Origin of the sequence: Protofrankia sp. CiP1_Cm_nod2, from assembly GCF_920664355.1 — a bacterium.
Classification (GTDB): domain Bacteria; phylum Actinomycetota; class Actinomycetes; order Frankiales; family Frankiaceae; genus Protofrankia.
On record NZ_CAKKTL010000008.1, the window covers coordinates 1 to 11,420 of the forward strand.

Annotated in this window: 12 protein-coding genes and 1 riboswitch; of the genes, 6 read left to right on the plus strand and 6 right to left on the minus strand. The window is 69.2% G+C overall.

The genetic code is table 11. The features are described 5' to 3' along the window. Positions 1 to 318 precede the first annotated feature (318 nt). Complete coding sequence (locus NBW84_RS01650) at positions 319 to 2,019, plus strand: SpoIIE family protein phosphatase (protein ID WP_250281022.1); 1,701 nt, start codon at positions 319 to 321, stop codon at positions 2,017 to 2,019. Positions 2,020 to 2,272: 253 nt separating this feature from the next. Here the strand turns inward: NBW84_RS01650 and NBW84_RS01655 are convergent, their stop codons facing one another. Beyond that, the gene (locus NBW84_RS01655; protein WP_250281025.1) at positions 2,273 to 3,247 is read right to left on the minus strand and encodes a hypothetical protein; all 975 of its coding nucleotides are present in this window, start codon (positions 3,245 to 3,247) and stop codon (positions 2,273 to 2,275) included. A gap of 559 nt (positions 3,248 to 3,806) precedes the next feature. Then, positions 3,807 to 4,952, minus strand: coding sequence for a HoxN/HupN/NixA family nickel/cobalt transporter (locus tag NBW84_RS01660; RefSeq protein ID WP_250281026.1), 1,146 nt, complete (start codon positions 4,950 to 4,952; stop codon positions 3,807 to 3,809). A gap of 469 nt (positions 4,953 to 5,421) precedes the next feature. On the opposite strand from NBW84_RS01660, the gene NBW84_RS01665 reads away from it, so the two are divergent. Further along, positions 5,422 to 5,718, plus strand: coding sequence for a hypothetical protein (locus NBW84_RS01665; protein WP_250281028.1), 297 nt, complete (start codon positions 5,422 to 5,424; stop codon positions 5,716 to 5,718). 161 nt (positions 5,719 to 5,879) lie between these two features. Continuing rightward, positions 5,880 to 6,491, plus strand: coding sequence for a superoxide dismutase (locus NBW84_RS01670; protein WP_250281030.1), 612 nt, complete (start codon positions 5,880 to 5,882; stop codon positions 6,489 to 6,491). A 398-nt stretch (positions 6,492 to 6,889) separates the two neighbouring features. Here the strand turns inward: NBW84_RS01670 and NBW84_RS01675 are convergent, their stop codons facing one another. Continuing rightward, positions 6,890 to 7,318, minus strand: coding sequence for an ArsR/SmtB family transcription factor (locus NBW84_RS01675; protein ID WP_250281032.1), 429 nt, complete (start codon positions 7,316 to 7,318; stop codon positions 6,890 to 6,892). A 144-nt stretch (positions 7,319 to 7,462) separates the two neighbouring features. Beyond that, positions 7,463 to 7,649, plus strand: a riboswitch (cobalamin riboswitch). A gap of 158 nt (positions 7,650 to 7,807) precedes the next feature. Between NBW84_RS01675 and NBW84_RS01680 the strand changes: the two genes are divergently transcribed. The 3 genes from NBW84_RS01680 (at position 7,808) to NBW84_RS01690 (ending at position 9,366) form a co-directional block, all read left to right on the plus strand. Beyond that, the gene (locus NBW84_RS01680) at positions 7,808 to 7,969 is read left to right on the plus strand and encodes a DUF7676 family protein (RefSeq protein WP_250281034.1); all 162 of its coding nucleotides are present in this window, start codon (positions 7,808 to 7,810) and stop codon (positions 7,967 to 7,969) included. 246 nt (positions 7,970 to 8,215) lie between these two features. Beyond that, positions 8,216 to 8,740 carry a hypothetical protein gene (locus NBW84_RS01685; RefSeq protein WP_250281037.1) on the plus strand — a complete coding sequence of 175 codons (525 nt, stop codon included), beginning with the start codon at positions 8,216 to 8,218 and terminating at the stop codon, positions 8,738 to 8,740. Between the two features lie 2 nt (positions 8,741 to 8,742). Continuing rightward, complete coding sequence (locus NBW84_RS01690; protein ID WP_250281039.1) at positions 8,743 to 9,366, plus strand: hypothetical protein; 624 nt, start codon at positions 8,743 to 8,745, stop codon at positions 9,364 to 9,366. A gap of 331 nt (positions 9,367 to 9,697) precedes the next feature. On the opposite strand, the gene NBW84_RS01695 is transcribed toward NBW84_RS01690, so the two are convergent. The 3 genes from NBW84_RS01695 to NBW84_RS01705 all read right to left on the minus strand — a co-directional run. Continuing rightward, positions 9,698 to 10,099, minus strand: a complete 402-nt coding sequence (locus NBW84_RS01695) for a type II toxin-antitoxin system VapC family toxin (protein WP_250281040.1) — start codon at positions 10,097 to 10,099, stop codon at positions 9,698 to 9,700. Next, entirely contained in the window at positions 10,087 to 10,335 is a 249-nt protein-coding gene (locus NBW84_RS01700; RefSeq protein WP_250281042.1) for an AbrB/MazE/SpoVT family DNA-binding domain-containing protein, read from the minus strand. The genes NBW84_RS01695 and NBW84_RS01700 overlap by 13 nt, the downstream gene beginning before the upstream one ends. A gap of 37 nt (positions 10,336 to 10,372) precedes the next feature. Next, positions 10,373 to 11,420: Fic family protein (locus tag NBW84_RS01705; RefSeq protein WP_250281045.1), on the minus strand; the 1,048-nt coding region annotated here is incomplete at its 5' end.

Genomic DNA, 11,420 nt, shown 5'->3' on the forward strand with positions numbered 1-11,420 from the left:
GGCCCGGGCCGACCGGGGACGGCCAGCGGAGGACAGCGCAGCCATGTACCGGACGCACACAGGAGGTGCACGCAGGAGGTGCCCCCGGCCGCGTTGCGCGCCGCGCCCGCCGGCCGCGTGGCCGCTCCGTCCCGCCAGGCAGGAATATCCGCGGGGCGTCCGGCGGGAGCTACCGGTGAATCGGCCGGGAAACCGTATCGGATGGTATTCTGCGACGTCGCCCCATGAGCCGGGCGTGTGCTCCTTCAGCACGATACGGAGGCCTGGTATCGGGATCGTGTTTCATGCGACGTCGTTGGAATGTGCCATGGATCTGATATGACCGGACAGCAGCAGAACCCGCACGATCTGTATCTGCTCTATGCGGCGGCCAAACGTATCGGCCGCTCACTGGACGTCGACCACACGGCCCAGGATCTGGCCGAGGTCCTCGTCCCGGCCCTCGCCGACGTGGCCACGGTCGATCTCAGTGAAGCCGTGCGGGCCGGAGACGAGCCGCCGCAAACATTCGGCGGTGGACAGTTGCGCCTGCGGCGCGTCGCCGCGGTCCGCCACCACGGTTCCTGGCATCCCGGATTCATCCGGACGGACATGCCGATCCCGCCGTTCCCGGACGGGTTCGAAATCCACAGCCTGCAGCGCGGCAGGGTTCTGATGGCCACCACCCGGGCGGAGGTCGTCCCCTACGCGAGCGATTTCACGGACGCGATGATCCCGCTGGACGCGCATTCGGGGATGAGCGCGCCCCTGTACGTCCGCGGCCTGCTGTTCGGGATCGTCAGCGTGTGGCGGACCGGCTCGGCCCCGGTCTTCAACCGGGACGACCGCAAGCTGCTACGGGAGATCGTCTCCCGCGCCGAGCTGAGCATCGACAACGCCCGCCGGTACACCCGCGAGCGCCGGGCGGCCATCGCGCTGCAGCGGGCCCTGCTGCCCCAGGCGAGGACCGACACCACCGCGGCCGAGACCGCCGGCAGGTACGTCCCGGCCGACCGCGGGCGCCAGGTGGGCGGTGACTGGTACGACGTCATCCCGCTGTCCTCGCTGCGGGTGGCCTTCGTCGTCGGTGACGTCATCGGGCACGGCCTGCCCGCGAGCGCCACCATGGGACGGCTGCGTACCGCCGTGCAGACCCTGGCCGATCTCGACCTCGAGCCCGGCGAACTGCTCGCCCACCTCGACGACCTCGTGCAGCGGCTCGCCAGTGAGGCCGACCCGTCCCGGCGGGACACGGTGGGCGCGACCTGCGTCTACGCGGTGTACGACCCGGTCTCCGGCCGCTGCGCGATCGCCAGCGCCGGGCATCCGCCGCCGGCCGTGGTGACGCCGGAGGGCAAGGTCGACTTCGTCGACGTCACCCCCGGGCCGCCGCTCGGCGTGGGCGGGATGCCCTTCGAGGTCACCGAGATCACGCTGGCGCCCGGCAGCGTCCTCGCCCTGTACACCGACGGCCTGCTCAACCGGTACGACCGCGACGTCACCCAGGGGATGGAGTGGCTCCACGGACACCTGGAGTCACTCTGCGAGAGCGACCGGTCTCTGGACGACATCGGCCAGGCCCTCCTTGGCGACACCTCCTCGGCCCCGCCCGCGGACGACATCGTCGTCCTGCTCGCCCGCACCCGCACCGTGACGGCCGAGGCCGTCGTCGAGTGGGAGTTCCCCGCCGACCCGTCCGTGGTCTCCGAGGTCCGTGGCCTCACGACCCGGCAGCTGGCCGACTGGGACCTGGACACCCTGTCCTTCAGCACGGAACTGGTCATCAGCGAGCTGATCACCAACGCCATCCGGTACGCGCAGGGCCCGATCAGGGTCCGGCTGATCCGCGACGACCTGCTCGTCTGCGAGGTCTCGGACGCCAGCTTCACCCAGCCACGGCTGTGCTATGCCCGCAGCACCGACGAGGGGGGCCGCGGCCTGTTCCTGGTGGCCCAGATGACCCGGCGGTGGGGCAGCCGCTACAGCCGCCTGGGCAAGACCATCTGGACCGAGCAGCCGACACACCCGACGTACAAATAGATACCTGACGTACAAAGAGAGCGCGAACAGGGCGTCCCGGGCGCCGCCCGCCAGGGCCCGGACAGGGCGCCGGGCGGGACGCCCGGGCGCGCCGCCCGCGAACGGTGCGCGCACGCGAACAGGCGGCGGGCCGTGGCGGAGGTACCCGGACCGGCTCTGTCACCGGATCTCGAATCCTCGCCTGGCACCGCCGCCGCAGGTCCCGCTCGCATCCCGTCGCCGTCAGCGACCGGGTGTGTGCCCGGGCCCTGTGCTATCCGGGCAGCAGGCTGGCCGGATCGAAGTTCTCGTCCCAGTAGTGCGGGCGGATGACCGGCACCCCGAGCGCCTCGAAGACGCGGTTGTCCTCCCAGTAGGTCGACTCAAGGATGATCTTTCCCTCGGAGTCGAACTGGTGGAACGTCGAGCCGAGGGTCTCCAGCGTCTTGCCGCTGGTGGGCAGGCCACGGTAGGTCGTGGCCCCCTCGATCCGGACGTTCCAGTGGATGAGGCCGTAGCTGTCGCCGGGCCCGCCGAACCACGCGGTGGGAGTGAAGGTGTAGGTGCCGTTCTCCCCGCTGGCGATCCCGCCGAGCCGCTCCACAAGGGTCTCGCGGTCGGTGACGGTGTCGTCGAGGTGGTCGTCGACCTTGGTCCACTCGAGGGTGAAGTAGTCGGCGTACAGGTCGGCCAGGGCGGCCGTGTCCCCGCCGAGGGCGGCGGCCCACCGCTGGGCGTGCTCCAGGCCGCTGGCCGCCCGGGTGAAGGGGGCGCCGGTGGAGACCTTCACCGTGGTGGGCTTGGTGCCGGTCAGGCTCTTGGTGGGGCTGACGGGCCCGACCGCGCGCAGCACCGCGGACGCGTCCCACCAGGAGGACTCGCGGACGATCAGGCCCTTCTCGTTGTAGATGTGGAAGGTGTGGCCCTGGGTGCCGAACGGCTTGTTCGCGACGTCCAGGCCGAGGAAGACCGCGGCGTGCTCGGGGCTCCACTCCCAGCGGAGCAGGCCCACCCGCTCGTTGCCGATGTAGGAGCGAATCCGGAAGTTGTGGATGCCAATGCCGTTCTCCGGGTCCTTGTTCGCGTACGGGGCGAAAAGGCGATGCAGATCCGGCTTGTTGTTGATGTTGTGCTGGTCGAGCATCACGTCCTCGAAGACGAAGTTCTCGTCGTCGTAGAGCTTGCAGACCGCCTCAGCGCTCTCCCGGAACGCTTTCAGCCATTTGATCCCGAAATTGTAGTGCGCCACGACTTCTCCTTGTCCTTGCGCGAGCCTTCACGAGCCGGAACAAAAACTCGGAACTTCGAAATATCGACCTTCTCGGGAGATACCGGCCCGCTCGGGGAGACGGGCCTTCCCGGGAAATGTTCAGCCCACCCGCGGGGCCGGACGACAACAGCCCACCACGGCGCCCGGCAGTGTCCGGCCGGCGCGTTCCGGGCGGGGCCGGTACGCGCCGGCCGGCCGCCGGAACGAACAGGGGTCCGCCAGCCGGGCCCGTCGCGTCACACCGACGACCACAAACGCCTCGACCACCAGGCCCTCCACGCCGTCCGCCCGCGGTATCCCGCACGTTCGCCCCGTATGGAACAGATCCTCGTTCGCCGAAATCATTCCTTACACAGCTGAGGACGATATTCCGGGGGAACGTGGCCCGCATCACCCTCTGGGATGAACTCCGTCCGGCTGTGGGATGACCCGCCCGCACCGTCCGCCCGCCCCGTCCACCCGCCGGCGGGCGTGTGCGCGGATGCGGACATGATCGACCACTGCCGGAACGGCGGCCGCGCCGGGCGCGCGGCCGAGGTCAGCTCGCGGGCTCGGCCTGTCGGGTGTGCTCGCGGCTGCTGGGGGACCACTTCTCCTCGATGCGCCCGTACTTCCACACCAGCAGCGCGGCCGCCCAGGTCAGGGCGAACAGGGCGACGACGAAGTAGCCGAGGATGTTGAGGTCCAGGCCGCTGACCCAGTCCCAGAAACCGCCGGTGAGGCTTGCCTTCTCGGCGAGGATGCCGAGCAGTTCCACGGTGCCGATGAGGAAGGCGACCGCGACCGACAGCCCGGTGATCATGATGTTGTAGTAGACCTTGCGGACGGGCCTGGAGAACGCCCAGCCGTAGGCGAAGTTCATGAACGACCCGTCGATGGTGTCCAGCAGGCTCATGCCCGCGGCGAACAGGACCGGCAGCACGAGGATGGCGTACCAGGGCAGCCCGGCCCCGGCCGCCCCGGCGGCCAGGAACAACAGCGCGACCTCGGTGGCGGTGTCGAAGCCGAGACCGAACAGGACACCCAGCGGGTACATCTGCCACGGCCTGGTGATCGCCCTGGTGACGCGGCCGAGCAGCCGGTTCATCAGGCCGCGGGAGTTCAGCTGCTCCTCGAGGGCGGCCTCGTCGTAGCGCCCGTGCCGCATGTCCCGGAACACCCCCAGGATCCCCAGCAGCACGCCGAGGTTGATCGCGGCGATGAGGTAGAGGAAGCCGCCGGAGACGGTGGTGCCGATCCAGCCGGTGACGGCGTGCAGGGTGGAGCCGTCGTCCTCGACCTGCCCGGCCAGCGAACGTATCCCGATGCCGAACAGGAACGCCAGCGCGAAGACGATCGTGGAGTGGCCGAGGGAGAAGAAGAACCCGACCGACAGCGGCCGCTGGCCGTCGGTCATCAGCTTGCGGGTGGTGTTGTCGATCGCGGCGATGTGGTCGGCGTCGAAGGCGTGGCGCAGCCCCAGGGTGTAGGCGGTGACCCCGAGGCCGATGCCGAACACCTGGCCGTCGGCGCCGAAGTGGTAGTGCCGCGGAGCGATGATCGCGATCAGGGCGAACCAGCCGGTCACGTGCAGCCCGATGATGACGCCGGCCATGCCGGCCACGCTCGCCCACTCCCGCGGGCCGAGTGCCTGGCGGATGCGGGTGAGCCGCGCCGCGCGCGGGGTGTCGACCTGAGCGGCCATGACGGAATCCTTCCCGGATGGACGGCCCCGGCAGCGCCGACGGGGTGGGTGCGCCTGCGGACGCTAACCATCTCCGCCACTTCCTGCAAGACACTTGCAGGAAGTAATAGATTGCAAACTGTCGCCCTCGCCCGGCCGCTCGCCACCGGCGCGACGCGCGGGAACGAAACCGAACGAAGCGAAGCCGAACGAAGCGGAGCGGGAAGAAGCGGAGCGTAGCGAGAGGCGGCCATGGGAGCGCCGGCACGGCCGCGAGAAGGAGACACACTCGGCGAGCAGGCCGGACCTCATCGCGTATAACAAATTACCACTAATAGTAATTATAGATAAACATATAGTTACATTTTTCGACTGTGGACGGCCTACAGTTACAGCATTATTACAAGTACTTCACGATGGCGTTCGTGACGACGCCGGTGGACGCCGCGACAGGCATCGTTGTAGACGGCGCTGACGACAAGGAGTAGCGATGCGTGACATCGGGAGCGGCCCCGGGGGATGCCTGCCGGTGGCGATCGAGGTCATGACCGCCTACACCGACTCGGCCGACGACCCCGGCTTCTTCTGGGCCAGCGTCCAGCGGGTCATGGCCGACGGCGCCGAGCGCGCGGACCCCGCGGCGGCCGTGGCCGAACTCGTCCTCGGCCTGTCCACGCTGTGCGGCATCACCCTCGACCACCTGGCCGAACGCGCCGGCCCGGACAGTGGGCCGCGCGACGTGCTCGCCGCGATCCAACGGGCCTACGTCACCGAGCCGCCGCCCTGACCGCCGCCCTGACCGGCGGCCTGGCGCACGCGCGTCGCGGCCGGCCGAGCCCATCCGGTGCCACGCCCCAAGAGGCCACGCCCCAAGAGCCAGGAACGGATCCGCCGTGTTCCGTCCTGTACCTGTCCCATTTCTCACCGTGATGAGAGGACTCCACGCCAGTGGCGACCTACGCACTGCCCGACCTGCCCTACGACTACGCCGCCCTCGAGCCGTCGATCAGCGGCGAGATCCTTCAGCTGCATCACGACAAACACCACGCCGCCTACGTCGCCGGCGCCAACACCACCCTCGACAAGCTCGCCGAGGCCCGCGACAAGGGCGACTTCGCCGCCATCGTCGGCCTGGAGAAGACGCTCGCGTTCAACGTCTCCGGCCACGTCCTGCACTCGCTCTACTGGCAGAACCTCTCCCCCGACGGCGGTGACAAGCCCGACGGCGCCCTCGCCGACGCCGTGGCCAACGACTTCGGCTCGTTCGATGCGTTCAAGGCCCAGCTCACCGCCGCCACCAGCACGATCCAGGGCTCCGGCTGGGGTGTGCTGTCCTACGAGCCCGTCGCCGACCGGCTCCTGATCGAGCAGGTCTACGACCACCAGGGCAACGTCGGCGTCGGCAGCACCCCGCTGCTGGTCTTCGACGCCTGGGAGCACGCCTTCTACCTGCAGTACAAGAACGTCAAGGCCGACTACGTCACCGCCCTGTGGAACATCGTCAACTGGGCCGACGTCGCGGCCCGCCACACCGCGGCCCGGCAGTCCCGCCAGGGCTGACCCGGGTCGTGGCCGGCCGGCTGGTGACCATCGCTGCCGGCCGGCAGCGTCCCGGGCCGCGGGCCACCGCAGGGGCCACCTCGTCGGTACCGCCGGGCGCCTGTCGCCACCGGTACCGGTGAGGCCGCGGAACCCGGGGAGGCCGAGGAGGCGGCCAGGGCCGCGAAAAACGCACCACCGCCAGGCCGCGTCGCTGTACCGCGACGCGGCCTTCGCGCGGTTCTGGTGCGCGCGCACGGTGCCGCTGTCCGGCAGCGCGGTGTCGGCCGTCCTGCTGCCGATACCCGTCTTCCAGATCAGCGGGTCCGCGGCGTGGACGACAATACGTCACCGGCGGACGATGAGCAGACCCCCGAAAAAATGACGTCTCACCTCGGCAGGCTCACCGCGACAGACACTCAGCCCGTCGCCGGCGCCGGCGGATGCGGTTTCTCCTCGGAGCTGTCCGGGTGCACGGTGCCGTTGTGCGCGAGAACGGGGGCGGGATGGACGCCGTCCAGCAGGTCGACAATGCTGTTGTCACTGAGGGTGTAGCAGATGACACGTCCGTCCCGGTGCGGGGAGACCACGGCGTGGTAACGGAGAATGCGTAACGCCTGCGAGACCGCTGTGTCGTTCATGCCCACTCCGGCCGCCGGGCCGGAGACGGAGATCGGGCCGGCATGACGGACCGCGATCATGATCGCGAGGCGCCCCGGGTCCGCGAGTATCGCGAACCGTGCCGCCCAGTGCTGGATGCGGCCCCGGTCCGCCACCGCGCCTGCGGCATCGCAGGCCCGGTCGCCGTCGATCACCTTAGCCGGCCGGGCCGGCGCGATGCGGTGCATGGATCGCATACTCCCATCGACGGCCGCCGCCCACGCCTCACCCCTGCGTGGGGCAGCCCCCGTGGAGCAGCCCCCTGCGCGGCCCTGCCGCATAGTTGGCCATCTGCTCAGATGTCAATCCTTGTAGGTGTCCGGCCCGGATGGGTAGCCTGATCCGGCCGTGGTGTTCGGGAAGCCGGTGGAGTACCGGCGCGGCCCTCGCCACTGTGATCGGGAAGTCTTCGGCCTCGTCCGCGGCGCAGCGGAGGTCACTGGGCGTCACACGCCTGGGAAGGCCGGCCGGAGGCGCGGACCCGTCAGCCAGGAGACCGGCCACGGCACCGGAAAGACCCATTCCACGAGGTGCTGGAGAGGCGGTCGGTGTACGTGGTGCCCGCACGTGCCGTCATGTGTGCTGCCGGAGCTTGTACTACCAGAATCTGTACCGTCAGGATTCCCGGCGGACCGCGGGCGCAGGGTCGATATCGTCGGCGGCGGTCAGATTTTCAGATGACCGTGCTGCTCCCCGGCCCCTTCCTCACCGACAGCCAGCAGATACGCGCCGTCCCCGACTTCAGTCGGCTGGCCGCCTGGGAGCACCTGCGCGCCACCTCCCTCGGGCTCCCGCCCGACCCGCTCGACCGCACCGGCGCCGGTTTCCGGCATGACTGACCGGCCCACCTTCTTCTCCCACGCCTGTCCGCCGCCTCACGCAAGGCCCATGAGCACCCGGGCATGATTCGGATCATCCTTGTCGGATCATCCTTGTCGACGGTGCGCCGGGAAGCCGAGGCCTCCCATCAGCCCATAGTTATCACGGAGAGTGTTTCCATAGGTGGAAAGAGTTATTTAGTTGACGAAACGTGATTCATTTAGGTTATCCTAACTTAATAGTTAAGCCTTCCTGAAGGAGGATGCGTGTCCCGGCGAACAGCCCTTCTCGCGCTGCCCGTCTCCCTGCCGCTCGGCCTCACCGCCTGCTCCGACGACTCGACGACCGGCGCCACGACGACATCCCCGGGACACCCGGCCAGCACCTCGACCGCCTCCACCGCGGCGCCGGAGGGCGTGGTCGAGGCCACCGAAAGCTGGTATGAGGGCAACGACGGGCAACAGGTGCTCCGCAGGCCCGCCGCCGGCGAGACACACCACATCGAGATCATCCCCATCGAGGCGGCCACCGGCCGGATCGTGCCGAACGCACCGGTCACACTCGCGGTCGTCGACGACAAGGGCACGGCCGTGGACGAGAAGACGCTCAACTTCTGCTACGCCGAGTGCTTCCACCACACGGACAACTTCACAATCCCGCGGGACGGCAGCTACACGCTGCGCGCGACAGTCGGGATACCGACCTTCTTCCAGCACGGTGAGGAAGGTCATACGCCAGCGTTGGCCAGCGGCGCGACTGCCACCTTCACCGACGTCACGCTCAAGCACTGATCATGACCGATGGTGGAGGGACAGCTCCCGATCAGCTCATTTCCCTGGCCGCGGACACGCGACCCGTCCCGGCTCTGATCATCACCCAGGCCTCCCCACCCAACGGCGGAGTTCTGCCACGGTGGGCCCGTTTCCTCGCGGCCGGGATGATCCTCATCATCGGGTGGGCGGCGGCCGTCTGGACCGCCACCCACGTCACCGCCGACCCGGTCCTGCACACCGCCGCCCTGTTCGTCCATCTCGCCTCACTCGTGGCAGGGTTCGGCGCGGTCCTCGCCATCGACTTCTTCGCGCTGTTGTGGCTGTCCGGCCGGCGCAGCTTCCCGGACATCATCCGGGTGGCGGACGGCCTGCATCTGCTGATCTGGGCCGGGCTGGCGGGGCTCGTGCTCAGCGGTGTCCTGCTGCATCCCGACCTGTCCACGCCGATAACACGGGTGAAGATCGGGCTGGTGCTCCTCATCGCGCTCAACGGCCTGCATATCCAGGCGGTCCAGCACCGTCTGGAACGGTCCGCCACCGTTGCGTCCCGGATGCTCCTGGCCCGATCGGTGATCAGTAACCTGCTGTCCCAGGCCGGATGGTGGGGCGCGATGGGCATCGGCTATCTCAACAGCCAGACCTGACCGGTCGTCACGATAACCCGGGCCACGGCGGCCCGGGCCCGGAACAGGTTTCGGAACAGGTTTCGGGTGCCGCCTTCCACAGCGGGATCATGGCGGGGAAGCTGGACAGGGTGATCCCGGCGACGACGCCGAGCGGCTGGCGCAGCGAGTACACGTCGAGCGGGCCCGCGCCTTCGCCTATGTGTACTTCCTGAGATCCCGGGGCCTGCTCAACGGGCTGGCGTCCGGGACGAACTGGGTCTTCCTTGACCGGAACCGTCACCTTCGACGAGGACTTCTGACCGTGGAGGATGCCAGCGACCGACCCGCGCCCCTGGCGTCATCCCCGCGCCTACTGGACGACCTCGACCCGGCTGTCGAGGCCCTTCCAGCGCCTGTCACCGGTCAGGATGGTGTCAGCGTCGACGACGTCAGCGGTAGCGAGCACGAGCGCGTCCGGTAGTCGTAAGGACTGGTGCCGCGCCCGCCGGAGGGCGGCGGCGACCGCGACAGCCTCGTCCACGGGATACGGCGGCCCGAACGCGGCGGTGGTAAGCCGCCGGCGCGTGGCGACCTCCTCCTCGCTCCTGCGCGCGGCGCCCACGAGCAGCTCGGCCAGCACGGTTGCCGGCAGCAGGAAAACATCACCGGCGTCACGCCGACGGCGGGCCGCCTGGGCTGAACAGGCGTGCAGGGCGTCCTGCGGGTCGAACAACGCGAGGATCACGCTCGTGTCGAGGACTACCGCTCCCATTCGTTCCGCAGCATCTCAAGATCGGTCACGGCGGACAGCCCCGGGGCGGAACCGATCAGCTCCTCGAGGGGATCCCGAACAGCGGTGAGGACCAGCCTGCCGCGCCCGTCGGCAGTCACCCGAAGCTCGTCGCCGGGACCAAGGCCCGCGGCCCGAAGCACGTCGACAGGCAGTGTGACCTGGTGCTTGCGGGAGACCCTGGTGACACCGGGCCGCCGCTTTACTTCTGTCGCCATAAGTAAAGCTTACGTCCGACGAGCGGCGGCTTGCTTATCAGCTGGTGTAGGGATTCCTCAGGGTCATGGGTGTGCGGGCGACATCGAGTGCCGGCTGAGGGAAGCGGGGGCCTGCCGTGTAGTAGCGGGCCCGGGTCCGGCCGACCGGTTCCAGGACTCCGGCGGCGGTGAGGTCGCGCAGGTCGCGTTGCGCCTGCTGCAGGCTCAGCCCCTCGGCATGCTCGTAGCGTGAGCGGCGGACGCGGCCGGCCACGGCCACGTCGTGCAGGGCGGTGACCACCCGCTCGTCCAGACCGGTGCTCCCGGCGAATGCGAAGAGCGCGCCCCCTACCCGCCCGGAGCGGTCGAGCCGGCCCTGAACGCTCTGGGCCTGCTGGTGGTAGGCGGTCAGATTGAAGCGTATCCAGCTGGAGACGTCCTGGTCGGGAAGGTACGTCGGGCCCCGGTCGGCGAGTTCGCGGTAGTACTCCCAGGTGTTGCCGGGACGGCCGAGCCACGCCTCGATGGACGAGAACTCCGGGGCCAGGACACCCTCACGTGCGATCATGAGCGTCTGCAGCGAACGGGCCATCCGGCCGTTCCCGTCGGCCCAGGGATGGATGGACACCAGGTGCAGATGCGCCATCGCCGCTCGCACCAGCGGATGGGTGCCGCTGTCGGCGCCCAGCCAGTCGACGAGTTCCCGCATCAGCGCGGGGACGGCATCGGCGTCCGGGGCCGTGTAGGCCGCGATGCCGGGGTCGCGGGCGTCGGTGACGTGGACGGGGCCGCGGCGCCACTGCCCGGCCGGCCTGCGCGCGGTGTGACGGTGGCCCTGCAACATCCAGTGCAGAGCGTTGAGCAGGCTCTTGCTGTAGCTGAAGTCCGCGGCATCGTGGAGCGTCTGGATGTACGTCATCATCCGCTGATAAGCGAGGGTCTCCTCACGGTTCTCGTCGGAGACCTCGACGTCTCGCTCGCCGTCCATCAGATCCTGGACGTCGACCGTGGATACCCTGAAGCCCTCGATGGAGTTCGAGGCCGCGACGGCATCGGCGGTCAGGAACTTCCGGAGCCCCTCGGTCCACTTCGACGGCGTGGTCCGG